General features: G+C 74.4%; 17 protein-coding genes. 9 read left to right on the top strand and 8 right to left on the bottom strand.

Annotation, left to right across the window (positions count from 1 at the left end; genetic code table 11):
- The first annotated feature begins 3 nt into the window (after window positions 1-3).
- Entirely contained in the window at window positions 4-357 is a 354-nt protein-coding gene (locus FRAAL_RS10075; RefSeq protein WP_231861600.1) for a hypothetical protein, read from the top strand.
- Here the strand turns inward: FRAAL_RS10075 and FRAAL_RS10070 are convergent.
- From FRAAL_RS10070 to FRAAL_RS10060, 3 genes are all read right to left on the bottom strand, one after another.
- Window positions 326-1,498, bottom strand: a complete 1,173-nt coding sequence (locus FRAAL_RS10070; RefSeq protein ID WP_231861599.1) for an arginine deiminase family protein — start codon at window positions 1,496-1,498, stop codon at window positions 326-328. The two genes, FRAAL_RS10075 and FRAAL_RS10070, sit on opposite strands and share 32 nt — an antisense overlap.
- A gap of 191 nt (window positions 1,499-1,689) precedes the next feature.
- The gene (locus FRAAL_RS10065; RefSeq protein WP_011603467.1) at window positions 1,690-2,151 is read right to left on the bottom strand and encodes a DUF456 domain-containing protein; all 462 of its coding nucleotides are present in this window, start codon (window positions 2,149-2,151) and stop codon (window positions 1,690-1,692) included.
- Between the two features lie 20 nt (window positions 2,152-2,171).
- A complete protein-coding gene (locus tag FRAAL_RS10060; RefSeq protein WP_011603466.1) occupies window positions 2,172-3,434 on the bottom strand; it encodes a helix-turn-helix transcriptional regulator in 1,263 nt (420 codons plus the stop codon).
- Window positions 3,435-3,496: 62 nt separating this feature from the next.
- Between FRAAL_RS10060 and FRAAL_RS10055 the strand changes: the two genes are divergently transcribed.
- The 4 genes from FRAAL_RS10055 to FRAAL_RS10040 all read left to right on the top strand — a co-directional run bounded on the left by FRAAL_RS10055 (window position 3,497) and on the right by FRAAL_RS10040 (window position 6,871).
- Window positions 3,497-4,054, top strand: coding sequence for a pyridoxamine 5'-phosphate oxidase family protein (locus FRAAL_RS10055; RefSeq protein ID WP_011603465.1), 558 nt, complete (start codon window positions 3,497-3,499; stop codon window positions 4,052-4,054).
- 132 nt (window positions 4,055-4,186) lie between these two features.
- Complete coding sequence (locus FRAAL_RS10050) at window positions 4,187-4,708, top strand: GNAT family N-acetyltransferase (RefSeq protein WP_041939101.1); 522 nt, start codon at window positions 4,187-4,189, stop codon at window positions 4,706-4,708.
- A gap of 368 nt (window positions 4,709-5,076) precedes the next feature.
- Window positions 5,077-5,676 (top strand): TetR/AcrR family transcriptional regulator, encoded by a 600-nt coding sequence (locus FRAAL_RS10045; protein WP_041940354.1) that lies wholly within the window; start codon window positions 5,077-5,079, stop codon window positions 5,674-5,676.
- A gap of 364 nt (window positions 5,677-6,040) precedes the next feature.
- Window positions 6,041-6,871: a bifunctional 5,10-methylenetetrahydrofolate dehydrogenase/5,10-methenyltetrahydrofolate cyclohydrolase gene (locus FRAAL_RS10040; RefSeq protein ID WP_011603462.1), complete on the top strand. Its 831-nt coding sequence runs from the start codon at window positions 6,041-6,043 to the stop codon at window positions 6,869-6,871.
- Between the two features lie 17 nt (window positions 6,872-6,888).
- Here the strand turns inward: FRAAL_RS10040 and FRAAL_RS10035 are convergent, their stop codons facing one another.
- Together FRAAL_RS10035 and bioA are read right to left on the bottom strand one after the other, a co-directional pair.
- Window positions 6,889-8,214, bottom strand: a complete 1,326-nt coding sequence (locus tag FRAAL_RS10035) for a GGDEF domain-containing protein (protein WP_041940353.1) — start codon at window positions 8,212-8,214, stop codon at window positions 6,889-6,891.
- Between the two features lie 774 nt (window positions 8,215-8,988).
- Window positions 8,989-10,254: an adenosylmethionine--8-amino-7-oxononanoate transaminase gene (gene bioA, locus FRAAL_RS10025; RefSeq protein WP_041940352.1), complete on the bottom strand. Its 1,266-nt coding sequence runs from the start codon at window positions 10,252-10,254 to the stop codon at window positions 8,989-8,991.
- 287 nt (window positions 10,255-10,541) lie between these two features.
- Between bioA and FRAAL_RS10020 the strand changes: the two genes are divergently transcribed.
- Window positions 10,542-11,411 carry a rhomboid family intramembrane serine protease gene (locus FRAAL_RS10020; protein WP_011603459.1) on the top strand — a complete coding sequence of 290 codons (870 nt, stop codon included), beginning with the start codon at window positions 10,542-10,544 and terminating at the stop codon, window positions 11,409-11,411.
- A 58-nt stretch (window positions 11,412-11,469) separates the two neighbouring features.
- Here FRAAL_RS10020 and FRAAL_RS10015 read toward each other — a convergent pair whose 3' ends face one another.
- Complete coding sequence (locus tag FRAAL_RS10015; protein WP_443985214.1) at window positions 11,470-13,164, bottom strand: HNH endonuclease signature motif containing protein; 1,695 nt, start codon at window positions 13,162-13,164, stop codon at window positions 11,470-11,472.
- A 562-nt stretch (window positions 13,165-13,726) separates the two neighbouring features.
- Here FRAAL_RS10015 and FRAAL_RS10010 point away from each other — a divergent pair.
- A complete protein-coding gene (locus FRAAL_RS10010; protein WP_011603457.1) occupies window positions 13,727-15,070 on the top strand; it encodes an MFS transporter in 1,344 nt (447 codons plus the stop codon).
- A 120-nt stretch (window positions 15,071-15,190) separates the two neighbouring features.
- Here the strand turns inward: FRAAL_RS10010 and FRAAL_RS10005 are convergent, their stop codons facing one another.
- Window positions 15,191-16,540 carry a hypothetical protein gene (locus tag FRAAL_RS10005; protein WP_157892030.1) on the bottom strand — a complete coding sequence of 450 codons (1,350 nt, stop codon included), beginning with the start codon at window positions 16,538-16,540 and terminating at the stop codon, window positions 15,191-15,193.
- A 608-nt stretch (window positions 16,541-17,148) separates the two neighbouring features.
- Between FRAAL_RS10005 and FRAAL_RS10000 the strand changes: the two genes are divergently transcribed.
- Complete coding sequence (locus FRAAL_RS10000; RefSeq protein ID WP_041939098.1) at window positions 17,149-17,844, top strand: response regulator; 696 nt, start codon at window positions 17,149-17,151, stop codon at window positions 17,842-17,844.
- 20 nt (window positions 17,845-17,864) lie between these two features.
- On the opposite strand, the gene FRAAL_RS09995 is transcribed toward FRAAL_RS10000, so the two are convergent.
- Entirely contained in the window at window positions 17,865-19,631 is a 1,767-nt protein-coding gene (locus FRAAL_RS09995; protein WP_231861598.1) for a sensor histidine kinase, read from the bottom strand.
- Window positions 19,632-20,321: 690 nt separating this feature from the next.
- Between FRAAL_RS09995 and FRAAL_RS09990 the strand changes: the two genes are divergently transcribed.
- Window positions 20,322-20,954, top strand: a complete 633-nt coding sequence (locus tag FRAAL_RS09990; protein ID WP_157734446.1) for a cysteine dioxygenase — start codon at window positions 20,322-20,324, stop codon at window positions 20,952-20,954.
- Window positions 20,955-20,966: the final 12 nt, after the last annotated feature.

Below are 20,966 nucleotides of genomic sequence, written 5' to 3'. Positions count from 1 at the left end.
GAGGTGCAGCAGCCTGGAAGGACGCGTCAGCCCGGCGGGCTGCATCTGGCCCGGTGGGGGAAGGTGCTCGGCGTCGCCGGGCTCGCGGGGGTGGCGGCGACCGGCGTCCTGGTCGCCCGCGACCATCGCCACCGCGGCGCCTACTCCCCCGACGAGATTCGCGCCCGGCTCCAGGCCCGGGTGGCCCTCGGCGCGAGCGCGCCACCCCCGACGCCCCCCGACTCGCCCGACACCGCGGCTGCGACCACGTCGATGCCGCCGGACGTCGCCGGCGAGCGGGCCGCAAGCCGGCGCGGTCGACTGGCCGGCCGGCTGCCGCGCCGCCTCAGGCGACAGCGTTCGAGGACCAGCGGCTGATCGCCCGGCCGAGATCCTCCCCGACGGCCGTGCCCGGGACGGTGTTGAGCGCGCGGTGCAGGCTGCCGAGCTGCTTGTGATGCTCGTCGAACGGGACGGCGACGGTGTGCACGCCGAACCGGGACAGCACCGGCTCGGTCCACGGCGCGCTGGCCGTCGACACCAGCGCCGCCGGTTCGTCGCCGCCCGCCGCCCAACCCCCGGAGCGCGGGCCCGGCAGGAAGAACACCCCCGCGGCGAACGCGGCGACCATCTCCGGAGCCAGCGGGCAGACGGCCAGTTCGATGCTGCGCAACGCGTCGACGAGGGTCGTCTCCCGGCTGGCCGCGCCGTGACTCTCGACGACGGCGGGCGCGTGCAGCCGGTCCGCGGCGACGAGCGCGATCCCGGGACCGAGCCCCAGCCAGTGATCCAGGTGCGGCTCGCCGGCGCGAAGCAGCTCGTCGCGGACCCGCACGACCCGGCCGAACGCGGCGAGCAGGTACGGGCGCAGCAGTCCCCACGCCGCCGGGCTGGTCCGCGCGCCGGTGCCGAGGACGGCGACGCCGTCGCAGCTGACGACATCGCCGCCGGCCAGGAACAGCGGTTCGGGCACCCGCACCTCCGCCGAGCGTCCCCGCAGGCCGCGCAGGACCGCCGCCATCACGACCGTCTCCCGGGCCCGGTCGCGGCGGCGCAGCCGGCCGACGGCGATCGCCCCGCCGAGGTCGACGTAATGGTCGCGGGGGAACATCAGCCCGGCGAGCGGGCGCAGGGCGTAGCTCTCGTCCGGTTGGTCGGGTCCGATCACGCCGCCACCGGCGCCGGGGTCGAGCAGTAGCCGGGGCTGGCGCAGTACGACCGGGGCGAGCGCCGGGACGGACCAGTCGCGCATCACGTCGCGGGCCGCCGACAGCCGGCCGTCGTCGTCGGCGCTGACGGCGCGGGCGGCCAGTTCGAGCAGGACCTCGCGGGGCAGGGCGGCGAGAATCTCCGACGGCGCGCGGGGTTCGACCCCGAGGTCGACGAGCGCCGCCCGCACGGCGGCCGACTCCGCCGCGGCCCGGACCGGATCGTAGGCGGGCCGCCCAAGCCGGAACACCGACGTCTCCACGGGCTGCACGACGGTCGGATTCTGGATGAGCACCATCGGTCCGCTCACCGCGCGCCGCCACATTTCATTTCGGCATTATGCAAGGCCGGGAACGGCCGGGCGGCCGATGCCCGCCAGCTCGTCACGTCACCGCGACGGCCCACCCGGTCAAACGCCCGTCCGCACCGCGACCGAGATAGCGGAATTTCCTTGTACGGAATACACGAAGAACAAGGGCGGGATACCGCCGACCGGGAAGTTCAGAGGACGAGCTCGCCGACGGCCCAGACGGCCGCCATGGCGACGCCCGCGACGAGTTCGACGAGCACGCCGATGCCGAACGCGACGATCGCCGCCCAGGTGGTGCCGCCCGCGGTGCGGTAGTCGCCGAGGCGGATCAGCTCCGCCACGTAGATGCCGAAGACCCCGCCGATCAGCAGCCCGAGAACCGGCACGACGAAGAAGCCGATGATCGCGCAGACGGCGCCGAGGAGCAGACTCTGCCAGGGCACCCCCCGCCCGGCGGTGGCCCGCGCGGGCAGGACGTACTTCGTCAGTGCGCCGATCACGAACAGGGCCGTCATCAGGGCCAGCACGATCCAGCGGCCCACCCCGCCGCCGTCCGCGATCACCCACCACAGCCCCGCGCCCCAGACGAGGACCAGACCGGGCAGGACCGGCAGGACGATCCCGACCAGGCCCACGGCCATCACCACGGCCACGGCGAGCAGCTCACCGGTACTTATGGCGCGACCTCCCTCGAACTGCCTTTCCGAGAAGGTACCGGTCCCGCGACCTCCCCGGGCCCGCCTGACAAACGTGCGACCACGCAGTTCTCGTCACCTTCGCCCTGATCGCCGCCCCGTTCCCCACCTTCCCCCCGCTCCCCGTCACGACCTCGATCCCCGACCTCACCCCGACTCGCGCCGCCGGAAGCCGGGGCGTTGCGGGCGGCGATGCGCCGCCCGGTCGCGGCGAGGGCGGCGCGCAGCTCCGCCGGCGAGAGCACCTCGACCCCGTCGCCGAGCGCCGACAACTGGGACAGCGCCACCTCCGGACCCTCGGTGGCCAGCTCCACCACCCGCCAGCCGTCGCCGTCCGGCGGCGAGGCGCCGGCGAGGGCAGCGCGGGCGGCGACCGGGTCGACGGCGTGCCGCAGGCCGCGCAACCCCGCCGGGGACAGCCGCAGCCGGCAGGTCCAGCGCAGCAGGGAGCGGGCGAACTCGTCGCTGCCCGCCCGCCACCAGGCGGCGAGGTCGAAGCCGTCCGGCCGGTCGAACGTCTCGGCCCGCAGGTTGGCCTGGGAGATCCGCCCGACCCGGTAGCTGCGGACGTCGCCCCGGTGGCGGGCCGCCAGGTACCAGGTGCCCGCCTTGCAGACCAGCCCGAGCGGATCGACCCGCCGCGCCACCCCCCGCCCCGCCTCCTCGCCGGCCGCACCCGCCGCACCCGCCGCACCCGCCGCACCCGCCGCACCCGCCGCACCCGCCGCACCCGCCGCACCCGCCGGATCGTCGCCGACGCGGGCGTAGCGCAGATCGACGCGGCGCCCGGCCCACACCGCCTCGGCGAGCGTGGCCAGGTGCGGCACGGCCTCCTCGCGGTGGAACCAGCCCGGCGCGTCGAGCAGGAACCGCTGGCGGACCTGCCCCGCCTGGACGCGGGGCCGCGGCGGCAGCGTGGCCAGGACCTTCGTGCGCGCGGCCGCGGCGATCCCGGCAAGCCCCAGCCCGGCGAGCACCTCGGGCCCGGCGCCGATCAGCAGCAGGGCCGCCGCCTCGTCGCCGGTGAGCCCGTCGAGGCTGGTCCGCCAGCCGTCCATCAGCCGCACCCCGCCGGCCCGCCCCGGCTCGGTCCACAGCGGCACGCCGGCGTCCTGCAACGCCGCGATGTCACGGTGCACCGTGCGGACGGACACCTCCAGCTCGGCGGCCAGCTGCGCCGCCGTCGCCCGCCGCACGGCCTGCAGATGCAGCAGCAACGCGGTCAACCGGCTCGATCGCACCCCGGGATGCTAGGCCGAAAACCATGACGGCGGATGGCAGGGTTGCACCGCAGGATGGCCGGGTGACGACATCCACGACCTCATCCACGACCTCATCCACGAACTCCTGGCGCGACGTCGAGACCGCCCACCCCACCCTCGCCGACGCCGTCCGCACCCGCTTCGAGGCGTTCCGTCATCACATCCTGGCGACGATCCGCGCGGACGGCTCCCCGCGCACCAGCGGCATCGAGGTCACGTTCCGCGCCGGCGAACTGTGGCTCGGCAGCATGCCCGACGCCCGCAAGTCCCGCGACCTGCGCCGCGACCCCCGCTTCGCGCTGTGCGCCAACCCCGGCCCCGGCACCGACATGGCCGGCGGCGACGTCCGGATCTCCGGCCTCGCCCGCTGGGTCGACGACCCGGCCACCCTGGCCCACTTCGCCGCCGAGGTGTCGCCCCCCGAGCCGTTCGACCTGTTCCGGGTCGAGCTCACCGAGATCGTCCGCACCACCGTCGACGAACCCGCCGAGGAGATCATCCTGACAAGCTGGCGCCCCGGCTACCCGGCCCTGCGCCTCCAACGCCGCGGCAACGGCCCCGCCGCAATACTCGACAGCTGGGCAGAAGCAGACACCTGACCAGCTTGGCCGGCGCCCCTTCCGGGTCGGCCTCCCGGGTCGGCCTCCCGGGTCGGCCGAGGCCTGCGCAGCCGTCACCACCACCGCGAAAAGTAGTTGCCGGGACCGTGGGCGCCGGCCGAGGGTGTTCCGATGATGGTTCGCCGGGAGATCGCCGGGGATGCGGCAGCGATTCGTACCGTGGTGGGCACGGCGTTCGCCCGACCGGTCGAACAGGACCTGCTCCCGGCCGAGGTCACCCTCGTGGACGAGCTTCGTGCCAGCGCCGCGTGGATACCCGCGCTCTCGCTCGTCGCGACCACCGCCGCGGGCGAGATCATCGGCCAGGTCCTGTGCACCCGCGCCGCGGTCGACCTCAGCCCGGTACTCGCCTTCGGGCCGCTCAGCGTCCGGCCCGACCATCAGCGACGCGGCGTCGGTCACGCGCTCATGCATGCCATGCTCGGCGCCGCCGACGCCCTCGGCGAGCCGCTGGTCGGTCTGCTCGGCGACCCAGGCTACTACTCCCGCTTCGGTTTCCGTCCCAGCGACGCCTGCGGCATCACCGCACCGCAACCCGCGTGGGGTGCGCATTTCCAGATACGGACCCTCACCGCGCACGGCCCCTCGCCACGCGGACGGTTCAGCTATCCCGAGGCCTTCGACTCGGTGTGATCCGCCGATGTGACCCGCCGGGAGATGCAGGCAAAACAGGCCGCAAGCGGCTCGATCGGCGGTGGGTTCCGCGGAACCACCCCTGATCGGATGGTCCTGACTGTTTCGGCGCGCCGCGGGAGCACGTCAACATCGTTGATTATCATGGTGGCATCGACGACATCGAGCAGGATCAGCCGGGCGGGGCGGAACCCGGCGATGAACCCACGCCGCCCGAGGGCCCGGCAGATGAGGACAGCGCGGCCGAAGACGGCGACCCCGCGGCCGACGATGCCCCGGCCGACGATGCCCCGGCCGACGGAGCGCGGCGGGGCCGGCGGGGCAGGTCGCGGCGGACGCCGCGGGGGACGTTGTCGCGGGAGGTGCTGATGGCGGCGGCGATGGAGGTCGTCGACACCAACGGCGCGGGGGCGTTCAGCATGCGGGCGCTCGGCGGGTTCCTCGACTGCGACCCGACGGCGATGTACCGGCATTTCGCCACCAAGAACGCCCTGCTCGACGCGCTCGTCGACAGCGTCGTCCGGGACGGGGTCGCGGACCTGCCGGAGAGCGACGACCCGCGCGCCGACATCCGCGCGAACTTCCGCCAGCTCCGCCGCTCGCTGCTGGCCCACCCGACGCTGGCCCCGCTGGTGCTGCGCCGCCCGCCGGGCGTCGGCGCCTACTGGGAGCGTTCCGACCACGCCGTCGCCCAGCTCCACCGCGCCGGCATGGACCCGGCGGATGCGGCCAACGTCTACCAGACGCTGCTGTTCTACACCCTCGGCCACACCCTGTCGGAGGCCCGCCAGCTCGCCCGCGCGGTGGAGAAGGAGGGGGCCGGCGCCCGCGGTGGGCCGGTGGCGCAGGTGCGCCCGCCGGCGGAGCTCCATCCGGACCTGTCCGACGTCGCCCCGCACCTGCGGGAGGACAACGAGGCGCAGTTCCTCGCCGGGCTCGACCTGATCCTGCGCGACCTACCCCGATAGGCGTCCCCCGATCGTCGCCCTCCGCCGTGGCGGCGGGCTCACGGCGGGCCCACGATCGGCGGCGGGACGTCCCGGGCACGGGCGGCCTACCCCGCGGCGGGTACCCCGTGACGGTTACGGGCCGGCGCGGCCTTGCTACGGTACGAGCGAGCCCGTGGCCCCGAGCCGCCCGCGCAAAAAGCCCCAGATTCTCACGGTGGGCCGCCGCGGCGCCACCCGCGGGTGAACCGCGGACGGCGGGACGTCGGCGGCCCCGCCGGCGGGCGCCCCCGGCGCCGGCGGCGGGTCGCGCGATCGGCGCCGCGGGCCGGCCTGACGACGACGCCGACGACGACGAACGAAGACGACGAGATCGGAGCACCGGATGAGGTTGCTCGACGGGCGGTCCATGGCCGCCGAGATCGGCCGGTACGTGATCGACGAGGCGGAGCGGCTGATGCTGGCCGGCAAGACGCCGACGCTGGCCGTGGTCCTGCCGAACGCGGATCCGGCCGCCCGCTCCTACACCCACATCATCGAACGGACCGCCGGCAAGGTCGGGGTCCGCTGCGAGCCGCACGAGGCCACCGCCGGGCCGGCGGCGCTGCTCGACATGGTCGACGCGCTGGCCGCCGACCCGCTGGTCGACGGGATCATCGTCCAGACGCCGCTGCCCGCGCAGCTGAGCTCCCGGGAGGTCGGCGAGCACATCCCCGTCGCCAAGGACGTCGACGGGATGAACCCGGAGAGCCTGGGTCGGCTCGCCCTGGGACTGCCGGGCTTCGCCCCGGCGACCGCCGCCGCGGTGGTGGAGATCCTCACCCGCGCCCGCATCCCGATGGCCGGCGCCCGGGTGTGCGTCATCGGCCGCGGGCCGGTCGTCGGCAAGCCGGTCTCGCTGCTCCTGCTCGCGGAGGACGCGACCGTCACCGTCTGCCATTCCCACACGAAGGACCTGGTGACGATCGCGCACGAGGCCGACATCATCGTGTCCGCCACGGGGGTGCCGGGCCTCGTCGGTGCCGGGTTCGTCCGGCCGGGGGCGACGGTCATCGACGTCGGCACCGCGGTCACCGCCGCCGGCCAGGTCGGCGACGTCGACGCCGCGGCCATCGCCTCCGTCGCCGGTGCCCTCACGCCGGTGCCGGGCGGAGTCGGCCCGGTGACCACCATGCTGCTGCTGCGCAACACGATCCGAGCCGCCCGCGCCGACTGACGGCGTGCTCCGCACGGCTACGCCGGGGCGCACAGCGGGTCGGCGAGGCGGACCCGGTTGCGGCCATCGGCCTTCGCCCGGTACAGGGCGGTGTCGGCGCGGGCGATGAGCGCGGACAGGTCGCCGGACGAGCCGTCCTGGGTCGCGACGCCCACGGACACCGTGACCGACAGCGGAGGGCACCCGTCGAACCGGCAGCGGGTGCCGGCGACCTGGCTGCGGATCCGCTCGGCGATGTCGAGGGCGTGCTCCCGTCCGGCCTCGGTGAGCAGGATGACGAACTCCTCGCCGCCGAAGCGGCCGACGAGGTCCCGCGGCCGGGCCGTGGCCCGCAGCGTGTCCGCGACGGCGAGCAGGATGACGTCCCCGATGAGGTGGCCGAAACGGTCGTTGACCCGCTTGAAATGGTCGATGTCGACGAGCAGCACCGACAGCGGTCGCCCGGCGCGGGCCGCCCGGCCGATCTCGCGCTCGGCGACCTGGCGCCAGTAGGCGGCATTGGCCAGGCGCGTCTTCGCGTCCGAGCGGGCGGCGAGCAGCAGGTCGGCGTGCAGCAGGCTGCGTTGCAGCAGCAGTACCGGCGGGGTCACGGCCAGCATGAGGAACGGGCTCGCCGCCCACAGCACCGCCACCACGATCGACGAGCAGATCTCGGCGGCCCGCGCCGGCACCAGCTCGCGTCGGGCGCGCCGCGGCGCCCGCGCGGGGGGCCCGGCCGGGCGGTGGACGCCGGCGCCGGGCAGCCCGGCCGGGCCGTGGACGCCGGCGCCGGCCGGCGCTCCCCCGAGCCACGCGTCGAGGCCGTCGCCCCGGCCCGCTCGGGCCATCCCGACCCCGGGCAGGCTGGCGACCAGCGGGTACACGGCCACCGCGGCCAGAAACGCCAGCGCCGCGGAACCCGAGCCGACCAGGCCTTCGACGGTGAACGGCCCCGTGGTCGGGCTGAGCAGCAGGTGCACGCTGGACGCGCAGAAGCCGGCGATGCCCAGCGCCGCGGCATGGAACACCCGCAGGTGCGGCGGGCGAATCGGGTCGGCACGGCCGGCCAGCCAGCACAGCGGCAGGCCGATCACCGTCGGGTAGAACGGCGGCAGCAGGACGGCGACGGCCACGGTCCAGGTGGCGAGCAGGTCGTGCCGGGCGGCCGGGGAGACGGTGAGGTCGGCTCCCAGCCGCCCGGACACGACCACCGCGAACCCCCCGAGGGCGACGAACGCGGCGAACGCGAGCACGTCGACCCAGCGTGGCCGCAGCCCGGTGATCGCGACGCCGACCAGGGCGGCCCAGCACAGCGTGACCCCCACGACCCGGCGCACGACCGTCCGCGGCGCACGCCACAGCATCCAGCCCCGTCCGACCAGCCGCGGCAGCACCCGGCACGGCCGGGGTGGTCGGGGTGGTCGGTCCCCACCGGCCCGCGACCGCCGTCCCCGGCCGATCCGCGGGCCGCCGTTGCCAGGGGCCTCACCCCGGGAGCCCCCCTCATCCCGGGAGCCACCGCCCCGGGAGCCACCGCCCCGGGAGCCACCGACTCCGGAGCCGCCGGGAAGGCCGAGGCCGGCCATGCGCAGCGCCGGCGGACAGGCGACGGGCCGACCGGCGGGCGGTGGGCAGGCGGCGGGCGGGCGCGGGGGGCGCAGCCGCAGCCGTCGCCACGCCCGGCGGGCGCCGCCCAGCAGGACGCGACCCGGGCGGCGTGACAGTCGTAGGCGTAACGGCATTGGCGGATGGCCTTCCTCGTTCTCGTCCGCGGCCGTGGTGGGCCGGAACCGCCCGGTGAATCCAACCTCGTCGTTGCTACTCACAGTGAATCGTTGAGAACGAAGAGTACGAAGACGTTCGCGTCATTCGCAACCGCCGCAATGGCGCGGCTAACTGCTCCGCGTCGGCGACCGGCCGCAATCCTCCGCCCCGGCGGGCCCCGAACTCGTTCCGGAAATGGCATCTGACCTGCGACGACGAATGGGTTGACGAAAGGGCCCGCAGCGGGGCCCACCGGTCGCCGTCCACTCCATGACGCCCGCGGAGAGACCACACACGACACGCCCGGGAAACGGCATGGCTCCGCGTCTGGGACCAGTGTCGGCCGAGCCGCGGACCAGTCGAGGACCAGTTCCTCAGGTGGTGCGGGCGACCGCCTCGACCATCGCATCGGTCAGGGTGGCGACGTCCGCCGGCGACGTGATGAACGGCGGCATCGTGTAGACCAGCCGGCCGAAGGGCCGCACCCAGACGCCGAGCTCCACCAGCAGCGGCTGGATCACCGCCATGTCGACCGGGTCCCGCGTCTCGATCACGCCGATGGCGCCGAGCACCCGCACGTCGGCCACCCCCGCCAGCTCCGCCGCCGGGGCGAGGCCCGCGGCGAGCCCCGCGGAGATCTCCGCGACCCGGTCCCGCCACGGCGAGGACAGCAGCAGCTCGACGCTGGCGTTCGCCACGGCGCTCGCCAGCGGGTTGGCCATGAACGTCGGGCCGTGCATGAACGCCCCGGCAGGCGAGTCGGACACGCCGGCGGCCACCTCGTCGGTGCACAGCGTCGCGGCCATCGACAGGTAGCCGCCCGTCAGCGCCTTGCCGACGCACATGATGTCCGGGCTGATCCCGGCGTGGTCGCAGCCGAACAGTTCCCCCGACCGGCCGAAGCCGACGGCGATCTCGTCCGCGATGAGCAGCACCCCGTGGTGGTCGCACAGCTCGCGGACCCGGGCGAGCCAGCCGGGGGCGTAGAAGCTCATGGCGCCGGTGCCCTGCACCACCGGTTCGAGGATGACCGCGGCGACCTCGTGGGCGTGCCGGGCGAACAGCCGCTCGAACTCGGCGACGTCTGCGTCCTCGCACGGCTCGTCGTAGGCGCACCTCGGCGCCGGGGCGAACAGGTGGCGCGGCAGGAGCTGGCTGAACAGGTGGTGCATCCCGGCGTCCGGGTCGCAGACGGACATCGCCCCGGAGGTGTCGCCGTGGTACCCGCGCCGGATGGTCAGCAGCCGGGTCCGCTCGGGCCGGCCCCGACCGGTCCAGTACTGCAACGCCATCTTGATGGCCACCTCGACCGCGACGGATCCCGAGTCGCAGAGGAACACCCGGCGCAGCGGCTCCGGGGTGATCGCCACCAGCGTCTCGGCGAGGCGCACCGCCGGCTCGTGGGTCAGGCCGCCGAACATCACGTGCGACATCGACCCGAGCTGGGTGCGCACGGCCTCGTCGAGCACGGGGTGCCGGTAGCCGTGGATGGCCGCCCACCACGACGACATCCCGTCGATCAGCTCGCGGCCGTCGGTCAGCGTGAGGCGCACCCCGGCGGCGGACGCCACGGCGAACAGCGGTCCGTCGTGCGACGCCGCGGCGTAGGGGTGCCAGACGGCCCGCCGGTCCCGGGCCACGAGATCGGCCCCGCCCGCCCCGTCCGTGCCGCTCGCCCCGCCGCGGGCTGGCGACGGAAGGCCCGGGGACGTCGAGGTTGGCACGGCGGCGACGGCGCAGGAGTGCTTCACCCCTCCCACTCTGGTCCATCGGCGACGCGGGCGGCCTTCCCCGACGATGCGTGCGCGACGCAGGTCACGTCGGACCGGGCTCCGGCCGCCGGGCCCACCGGCCGCCCGCCAGCCACGATGACCACCAGGCGTGCCCGACGGCGACGCCGGCCGGGGCACCGGGCAGGATGGGCGGCGTGGTCATCCCGATTCACGACATCAACCCGCTGAGCCGGCGGCCGATCATCACCTGGCTGCTGATCGCCGCCAACGTAGTGATCTTCATCTTCTTCGAGCCCGTGGTGAGCTCGGTCGCCGGGATCGGGACCTCGACCCCACAGAACGTCTGCGAGCAGCAACGGTTCTTCCAGGAGTGGGGCGCGATACCCCGGGAACTGGTGCACAACGCGCAGCTCTCGGCCGCCTACTCCGGCCACATCGGCGTCGACGCGGCCGGCAGTCCCGGCTGCATCGTGCAGACACCGCCGAGCTTCGACAAGATTCCGGTGCTCTCGGTACTGACCGCGATGTTCCTGCATGGAAGCTGGCTTCACCTCATCGGCAACATGCTGTTTCTCGGGGTCTTCGGCAACAACCTTGAAGATCGCATGGGTAGGCTGTTCTACCTGCTGTTCTACCTGGTCTGCGGGTACGCGGCGACCTACGGGTTCGCGCTGTTCGAAAGCGGGTCGTCGAGCACCCTGATCGGCGCCTCGGGCGCCGTCGCCGGCGTGCTCGGCGCCTACCTACTCCTGTTCCCGAGAGCTCGTGTCATCGGCCTGGTGTCCGTGCTGTTCTTCCTCCCGTTCTGGCTGCCGGCCTGGATCGTCCTCGGTTTCTGGTTCGCGCTGCAGTACGTGTACTTCACCGGATTTGGCGTCGCCGACGGGGGCGCGGTCGCCTACGGCGCGCACGTCGTCGGCTTCATCGTCGGGGCGCTGCTCGTCGCGCCGTTCATCCGCCAGCTACGCGCGGCCGGACCGGGCACGCCGCCTCGAATACCGCAGCACCGCTGGATCCGCGGGACCGGAACCTCCGCCGCCGCCCGGCATCGCCGGAGCTACTGACCTTCCCTGTAGGGGGATGGCCTGGTTCCGCGGGGCCGCTGGTGTTGCCGTGCCGGTGTCAGGCGGCCTGGTCGTGTGGGTTTGACGGTCGGTCGCCGTGGAGGATGGCGTGGATGGAGTCGTGGAGGTTCAGCGGGCCGCTGTCGAGGGTGTGGATGGCGGTGGGGTCGATGTGTCGGGTGGTGTGGGCGAGGGTGGTGGTGGGGTGGGGGCCGGGGTCGAGTGGTGGGGTGGGGGTGAGGGTGCGGCCGTCGGGGGTGTGGGCGTGGACGGTGCCGTCGGCGCTTCGGGTGAGGGTGATGCCGTCGTCGTGGATCATGTGATGGTGGGCGGAGCAGAGTAGTAGGAGCTTGTCGACGTCGGTGTCGCCGCCGTGGGTCCAGTGGTCGAGGTGGTGGATCTGCAGCCAGTGGGTGTGGTCGCAGCCCGGGTACTGGCAGACGCCCTGGTCGCGGGTGTAGACGGCGTCTCGGAGCCGGCGGGACGGTAGCCGGCGGCGCCGGCCGAGGTTCAGAGGGTTGCCGTGTAGGTCGGTGAGCAGGACGCGTAGTAGTCCGTCGCAACCGAGGCGGTCCACGACCGGGCGGGGCATCTCGATCCCCGAGGCGGTCTGCGCCCAGCCGGTGAGCCCGACCAGGTGTGGTCCCACCCGGCCCGTCGCCGCGGCGTCCACCGCCTCCCCTGCGGTGCCCGCTTCCTCCCCCGCCGCCCTCTCACCCTGCGCCTTCCCGGCCGTCTCCCTGCCGGTCTGCGCTGCTCCCTGCGGTGCCGGCCTCGGCTCGTGAGCGCCGGGGGCCGGGACGGGGCTGGTGGCAGCCGGCAGGGCGGCGGTGTCGACGGTGAGGGTCAGGGTGTGGATCGGGGTCATCAGGCCGGGCGCGGGCTGGTCGAGGAACCCGTCGGCCAGGGCCATCAACGCATCAGCGTCCTGCCGGCGGTCCCGCGGTGCCGCCACGGACTCCCCGTCGGCCGGCGGTCCCTCCCCCTCGCCCGACCCGCCAGACTCCTCCGACCCGCCGGACCTGTCTGACCCGCTCACCTCGCCGGGCTGGGCCGCCGGGGTGGGGGGTGTGGTGCGGTGCAGGCTGGCGTGCGCGGCGTCGAACGCCGCGAGCAGCCGGACGGCGTCCTCGGCGGGCAGGACCGCGTTCAGGTGCAACATCCCCGCATCGTCGTACCGCCAGGACGCCCCGCGCGCCGCCCGCCGGGCCGTCCGATCCTCGGTCACCTGCCGGTAGGCACGCACCACCCGCTCCAACTGCCCCGCCGTGCAGTACCGGGCATGGGTCAACCACACCTGCTCCGTCGAGGCCTGCGCGACCCGGCTGACCGCACGCACCTTCGCATACGACAACGTCCCCGCCGCGAACGCCGCCCGGATCGCGGGAAGCCGCTCCAACGCATGCGCGACCGCCAGGTACTGCCGGGCCGTCCGCGACCCGATCCCGCACCGCCACGACAACCAGTGCGCACACGACCGCACCCCCACCCCCGACCAACCGCCCCGCCGATCAAACACCGCCAGCAACATCAACCAGCCGCACGTCGCCGCCGCAAGCCGCCCCGCCCACCGGCAGATCGACACCTCCAACTCCGCCACCGAACCCGCCTCCACATCCCCTTCGAACAGCGACACCTCCCCACCCGCGCCCTCCCCGGCAACCGGGTCCTTCCCGGAGACCGGGTCCTTCCCGGAGACCGGGTCCGGAACCGGCCCGGACACAGCCGTCGGAGCTACCACAGAACCAACCATCATGATCACCGGGCCAGGGGTGTCGGGAAGCATCGGACACCGGCATGCTCCCACCCACCACCGACACTTTTTCGACCCCACCCACACACCATCCGACCACAACCCCACCGCACGCCGGCGCTGGCAGGGGTGACGCTCCGCGAACCCGAAGCCACCTCCGACACCCGCGAGGTTCCACGGAACCAGCCCCACACCGACTCCAGCCCACACCCAGCCCCAGCCCCAGCCCCAGCCCCAGCAATCATGATGTTCCCCAACCCGCCCCGGACCCGACGCTCGCCCGGTTCCGCGGAACCGGGGCCCGCGTCTGGAGCACCCCGGGCCCGCGACGATCCCCACCCAGATCCGAGCCTCGCCACCACCGCGACGTTCAGGGCATTCCCCGACGCCACAGGCGATGTTGATCTACCACTCGAAACACCTACCGCTCGCTGCAGGCTGAGGACCGACCGCGGTGAGGAACTCCGGGTGGACGGGCTTCAACCGAGCGCTCATGGAACGCCCCTGACCAGGGAAAATTTCGCTGGAATCCGGCGCTGCGGTGCGGCACGCTTGACCGGCGATGACCGACCTGCTCCCGACGCCCCCTGCCCCCGCCCGCGGTGCCGAGGCCCCCGCACCCGGCGCGGGCGGAAGCGTCTACCGGCGGACCCTTGCAACCCCCGGCGCGGCCCGGTTCATCGGGCCGGCGTTCGTGGGACGGCTGCCGATCGCGATGCATGCGCTCGGCACGGTGCTGTTCGTCCAGGACCGGTCCGGCTCCTATGCCGTGGGCGGGGCGGTCGCCGCCGCCGGTGCGCTCAGCGAGGCAGTGTGCGTGCCACGGGTAGGCCGCGCCCTGGATCGATTCGGTCAGGCCAGAGTGCTGCTCGCCGGGCTCGCCGGGCACCTGCTCGGGGCGGCGGCACTGCTGGTGACCGTATGGGCCGGCGCCCCCCGACCGCTGTGGTTTCTTGCCGCGGTGGTTGCCGGCGGCTGCCTGCCGCCCGTCGGGACCTGCGTACGGGCCCGGTGGAGCGCGTTGCTGGGTGGTGGCGCGCTACTGCCCGCCGCGCTCGCGCTGGAGGCGGCGACTGACGAGCTGGTGTTCATCCTGGGGCCCACCCTGGTGACGGCGCTGGTCACCCTCGTCGATCCCGCCGCCGGCCTGCTGGCCTCGGCGGTCCTGCTCGGCGTCGGCGCCCTGGGGCTTGCGCTGCAGCACGGCACCGACCCGGGGCCCCGGCCGGCGTCGGCCGCGCCACCGGAGCGGATCATGCGGCGGCCGGACGCCCGCACCCTGGTCGCGATCGTGTTCGCGATCGGGATTGGCTTCGGCGGGATAGATGTGGCCATGGTCGCCTTCGCCCGCGAGGAGGGGCTGGCGGCCATCGGCGGGCTGCTGCTGGGAATGTTCGCGGCCGGGTCGGGAATCTCGGGTCTGATCACCGGCGCCCGCAGGCACGACCGCCCGCTGCGGGCCCGGCTGCTGCGCTCGATCGCGCTGCTGACGGCCGGCCTCGCACTCCCCCTGGCCGGGGTCGGCGTGGCCACGATGATCCCGCTGGCCGTCCTCGCCGGCGCCACGGTGGCCCCCACAATGATCAACGCGAACGCGATGATGGAGCGGATCGTCCCGCCGCACGCCCGCACCGAGGGCTTCGCCTGGCTCACGATGGCGGTGGTCGGCGGCCTCGCCGTGGGCTCCCCGCTGGCCGGCCGGCTGATCGACGCCGGCGGCGCCCGGTTCGGCTACCTCGTGCCGGCGGGCGCGGGCCTGCTCGCCGGCCTGACGGCCCTGCTCAGGCGCCTGTACCTGCCCGACGTCGACGCCCATGGCCCCGCCCCGGCCAGCGTCCCGCGCCCCGCCTCCGCACCCGAGAGCACCACCGCACCCGCGATCACCACGGTCGACCCCGCCGGCTGACCGTTCCGGTTCACGGCGCCAGGAGACGGTGCACCCGGCGACCGCCGCCCGGCGACCTTTCGCCGGGCGGCCGGTTCGCCGCGGACCGTCGGGACCGGGCGGCGGTTCGCTGGAGGTTGCTCAGGAGGCGGTGTCGTCGCCAGTCTGGCCTGCGGTCCCCTCCTCGGTCCCGGCGTCGGCGGGGCTGGCGATCTCCGCGGTGGGCGCCGGCGATCCCGAAGTGGCGGGCGCAGCAGCGGAAGTGGGCGCAGCAGTGGCGGCGGGCGCAGCAGTGGCGGCGGCGGTGGCGACCTCGGCGGGCCGGCGACGGAGCAGACCGCGCCGGGCTCCGCAACGGGGCGCCTCGGCGTCACCGCGCCGCTTGCGGCCCTTGCGACCCGCCGCGGCGACCACGGTCGGGTCGTCCCCGCCGCTCTGCGCTGCCTTCTCGGTGGAATCAGCCGCCTCGGCCTTCTCCGCAGACTCGGCCTTCTCCGCAGACTCGGCCGCGTCGGCAGCCTCGCCCCCGTCGACGGCCACAGCGCCATCGGTCGCCACAGCGACATCGGTCGCCACAGCCTCGTCGACGACCTTCGCGATGTCGGCCGCCGCAGCCCGGTCGTCAGGCTCCGCCGCGCCGGCGGATTCGGCTACCTGAGCCGGCTCCGAGGCGGCGGGCTCGGCGGCACCGGCATCGGCGGCCGTCTCGGCGACGGCCGTCTCGGCAACGGCCGTCTCGGCGGTGGGCGTCTCGGCGACGGGCGTCTCGGCGACGGGCGTCTCGGCGGTGGGCGCCGAGGGCAGCACCTCGGTGGTACGGGTCTCCGTCGAGGTCGCCGGGGTGGATCCATCGGGTGCGACGAGTTCGTCGGTGCCGACCGGGACCTCGGTTCCGGCGGCGCCGGGGACGGTCTCGCCGGCCGCGGCTCCGCTTGGCGCCGGGCCAGCCTCCGGCTCGACCGCTGCCGGCTCGATCGACGACGCGGCGACCGGCTCGGCCGGCGCGGGCTCGGCCGGCGCGGCGGCGACCGGGTGGGACGCGACCGGCTCGGCGGCGGCCTTGCGGCCACGGGAGGTGGGGGCGACGGCCGCGGCGGTCGGCGTCACGTCGAGCGCGACCGTGCGCCATCCCTCGAAGACCTCGGTGACGGTGTAGCCATCGGCGCTCAGCGCGTCACGGAAGCGAACGAGCAGCTGGTAGGACAGCGTCAGATCCGGCGTGGCGACGGCCGTCGGCGCATCCTGCGCGCTGTGCGCGTCGTCCGGACCGACGGCCGGATCCGCGTCCGGGAACGTCGCGACCGTCGCCGACACCCGATAGGTGGTTGCCGAGACGGTGGGGTTCACCGTCTCGGTCACGGTCCACGACCGGCTGGCGATCCGGCCGGCGGGCGGCTCGAGTGGCGAGCTCTCGGTCTGGGCGGCCAACAGCGTGGCGATCTTCGCCCCGGCCGTCATGGGCACCGGGTCGTCGCTCCTACCCCATCGCACGCGCGCACGTCCTTTCCTCGCGAAGTCGGCATCGTCCGCACGCCCGTTCGGCAGCGCCGGCGTCCCCCGGCCCCGGGGACGGCCCGGCCAACAGGCCGTCGGCGTGGGCGAGACCCGCATTCTGACGGACAGACCGGATGCGCTCCGCATCGGGGTGTGTTCCGACACAGCGGCGACATATCGGCGCAAACTAGTGGGAGGTCGGACATGATTGACGCACGCCAAGGAGCGAACGATCGGTGCGGCGCGGACATCGGCACGGATCACCGCGCGCGCGGGGCCCGCCGCCCCGCCCCAGAAAATCGCCGGAGGCGTGGCGCGGATTTCCGCCGCGACAATCAGGTCATGATCACACACGGAAACTACACATAGCAGTTAAATGATTACCTAGCTGTTCCACGTCGGTGGCGACCTCAACGGGCCACCCCGTTCGGGATGGCTCTGCAGACGGTGTTCCCGGCCCCGCCGAGGCGCCCGCGGCGCGGCTCGCCGCCCCGTTCGTTCCGCCAAGCCAGCCCGGGCGTTGGACCACGAGCGTTATATTCTGCTTGCCGCACGTGACATACAGCGACGGTCTTCTACGACAGCGAGGTCGGGCGGAGTCAACGGTGTCAGACGAAGTGGCGGTCGGGTCCGGTGTCGGTGACGCCGCGTCCCCACCGTCGACCACCGGAATCATCAGGGTGTTCCTTCTTGACGACCACGAGGTAGTACGACGCGGGTTGCGGGATCTCCTCACCGAGGAGCCCGACGTGGAGGTGGTCGGCGAGGCCGGCCGGGCCGACGAGGCGCTCGGCCAGATCATCGCGCTGCGACCGAAGGTCGCGGTGCTCGACGCGCGCCTGGAGGACGGCAGCGGCATCGAGGTCTGCCGCCAGGTGCGCTCGGCGGACCCCGGCATCGCCTGCCTCATCCTCACCTCCTTCGACGACGAGGAGGCGCTCTTCACCGCGATCATGGCCGGCGCCGCCGGCTACGTCCTCAAACAGATCCGGGGCACGGCCCTGGTGGACGCGGTCCGCCAGGTGGCCGCGGGCAAGTCCCTGCTCGACCCCGCGGTCACGCCGCGGGTGCTGGTGCGGCTGCGGGAGGGGCCGGCCGAGGACGAGCGGCTCGCCGGTCTGACCGATCAGGAACGGCGCATTCTGCGACTGATCGCGGAGGGGCTCACGAACCGTCAGATCGCCAGCCGGATGTTCCTCGCCGAGAAGACGGTGAAGAACTACGTGTCCAGCATGCTGGCCAAGCTCGGCCTGGAGAGCCGAACCCAGGCCGCCGTCTTCGCCACCCGCCTGAACACCTGACGCCCGCCGGCCGGCGGGCGTCAGCGGGCGACCGCGTCGTCCGCCGGCGAGTACGCGGGCAGCACTCCCGGCGGGGTGATGAGCGGGACCAGCCAGGTCACGGTCGTGCCGATACCGTTCTCGCCGGGGCCGAACCCCATCCGGCCGCCCAGGTCCTGCGCCCGGCGGCGCAGGTTCGCCAGGCCGCTGCTGCGGGAGGCCCCGCCGGGACCGCAGCCGTCGTCGCGGACCTCGACGAGGACGTCCACGCTGGTCACCCGCAGCAGCACGTCGATGCGGGTGGCCCGGGCGTGGCGGGCGATGTTGGACAGCGCCTCCCGCAGCGCGGCGAGCATGTGCGGGCGGATCGCCGCGGGCACCCGGCGGTCGATCGGCCCGTCCACCCGGATCGTGGGGCTGATGCCGAGCGCGCGCTCGGTCTGGGCGGCGATCGATCGGATCTCGGCGCCCAGGTCGGCGCCGTCGAGGTCGGCGACCGTCAGCGAGAAGATGGTCTGGCGGATGTCCGCGATGGTGTGGTCGAGCTCGTCGGCGGCGGCGTGCAGCCGCCCCGCCGCCGGACCGTCCAGGACGCGGGCGAGGCTCTGCATCTGCAGGCCCGTCGCGAACAGCCGCTGGATCACGACGTCGTGCAGGTCGCGGGCGATCCGGTCGCGCTCCTCGAACACCGCGAGACGCTCCCGGTCGCGGTGGATGCGGGCGAGTTCGAGCGACAGGGCCGCCTGACCGGCGAAGGCGGCGGCCATCTCCAGGTCGAGGCCGCTGAAGGTCTCGAACGGGCCGTTCGTGCCGAGGACGAGGATGCCCAGCGCCCGTCCGCCCGCCATGAGCGGCACGACCATCCCCACGGTGGCCGCCGCGTCGGGGGTCTGCGCGCCGAGCAGCGGGCCGCCGGGCGCGCCGGCGCCGACGAGCACGGCCCGCCCGGTGCGCATCGCCTCGGTCATCCGCTCGTTGCCGGTGAAGACCCGGCCACGCAGGTGCTCCTGCCCCGGCCCGTCCACCACCCCGACGACCAGACCGGCGGCGTCGGGAACGAGGATCGCCGCGAGGCGCGCGGCGGTCGCCTGCCGGGCACGGCGGGCGACCAGCTCGAGGGCCTCCTCGGGTTCGGCCACCGACAGCAGCGCCGTGGTGATCTCCGCGCTGGCGGACAGCCAGGCCTGGCGGCGACGCGTCGCCTCGTACAGGCGGGCGTTCTCGATCGCGAAGCCGACCGCGGCGGCCAGGGCGCAGGCCAGGCTCTCGTCCTCCCGGCTGAACTCGCCGCCGCCCCGCTTGGCCCCGAGGAACAGGGTGCCGAACGCCTCCCCGCGCACCATGATCGGGACGTTGAGGAAGGTGTCGAAGCGCGGATGCCCCGGCGGGAAGCCGACGGCGGCCGGATGGCCCGCCACGTCGGCGACGCGCAGCGGGCGGGGATGGCGCAGACTCTCCCCGATCAGACCGCGGCCCAACGGCAGCCGGCCGATCGTCCCGGGCACGCCGTCGGCGAAACCGACGTGGATGAGCTCGGTGATCTCACCGGCCTCGCCGATGACCCCGAGGGCGCCGTATTCGGCGTCGACGAGCTGGCTGGCGGCCTGCGCGATGCGGCGCAGCGTGACCGGCAGGCTCAGTTCGCGGGCGACGTCGACCACCGCGTCGAGCAGGCCCTGCATCCGCGACTGCATGGAGGCCACCTCGTCGACCTGCGCGGACAGGCGGGTGCGCAGGTCGTCGAGAGGCGAGGGTTCGCTCGCGATCGGCACCGCCCATGGGCGTCCACCGGAGGGCACAACGGTCATCGCGGGTGATTCCTCCTCGCTCCGCGCGGCTCCCAGGCGGGGCCCCTCGCGAAGAGCGGCCACCCGAAGGTGGGATCACTCTGGCGTGCAGGATATCCACCCCGGCGATGGCGGGGAATACCCTCGGCGGCGGCCCGGGTCCCTTCCGCCGCCGGCGCCCGGGTCCGCCTCTCCACGCCACTGCACGGGGCGCAACGTGGAGCGCGGACCGCCAGCAGAAGTACAGTGTCCTGCATGGCAGTGCTGCGTCCTCTCCTGCACCGCGACCGTGTGACGGACCTGGGTCGGGCCGTCAGCGCGGCGTGTACCGGGCGGGTCTGAGGCGCCTCGTCGTCGCCGTCTCCGCGGGTGCCCAGCGCACCGCGGTGCAGTCCGCGGTCGATCGGCCGCTCCCGCGCCGGGTTCCCACCCGGGTGGGTTGACTGACGAGTCCCGTCACCGCCTGGCCATGTCGTCGCCGGCGGATCGGTGCGCGCCCAGCCCCGTCCGCCGCCGCCTTCCGGTCCCGCCTCGCGCCGGGCCCGGCCGACCGCCCCCCACGCGTTGCCGTGAGCGTGCCCCGCCCGCCGCCCGGCTCGCGGCGTCCCCGGTGGGGCGGACGGTCGCCCGCGCGATACCCGCCCCCGCCGGCCGCCGTTCTCCCGGCCGACCCGGTGGCACCGTTCGCCTCCACCGCCCTGGGAGTCCCCCGTGCCTCTTCTGCACCCGGCGCTCGTCGCCGACCCGGCCCGTCACGCCGGACCCGCGCTGCCGACGCCTTTCCGGGCGGCACCATGGCGGGCGGCCCCCTTGCGGGCGGCGCCCTTCCTGCCGGCCGAGTGCCTCAGCGACGAGCCGGGCACCGTCGAGCTGGCGACCCTGCGGGACCTGACCGCGGCCTTCGCCGGCGTGCCGGAGATCTGGCGCCCGGTGATCCACCACCGTCCCGACCGTCGTTGGTACACCCGGCTGCTGCTCTCCGCGACGGTCGAGGTGTGGTTGATCGGGTGGTATCCGGGGCAGCAGACCGAGGTGCATGACCACGGCGGCGCGCTGGGGGCGATGACGGTCGCCGAAGGCCGCGTCGAGGAGGACCGGTACGACCGGAACTGGACGATCACGCGCGTCCGCGAGCACCTGACCGGATCGTCCGTCGGGTTCGGCGCGGAGCACGTGCACCGGGTCGCCAACCGCGGGCAGGTGGTCGCCACGACCATCCACGCGTACTCCCCGCCGGAGCTGCCGATGCGCTTCGCGCCGACGCCGGCAGTCCCGGCATCCGCAGTCCCGGCATCCGCAGTCCCGGCCGGGCGGGACGCCGAGGCCGTCGGCGCCGCCCGGTGACCACCGGCGGGA

Source organism: Frankia alni ACN14a (assembly GCF_000058485.1).
Classification (GTDB): Bacteria; Actinomycetota; Actinomycetes; order Frankiales; family Frankiaceae; genus Frankia; species Frankia alni.
Note: the sequence above shows the minus strand (reverse complement) of the source record. Positions and strands in the feature narration are given on the sequence as shown.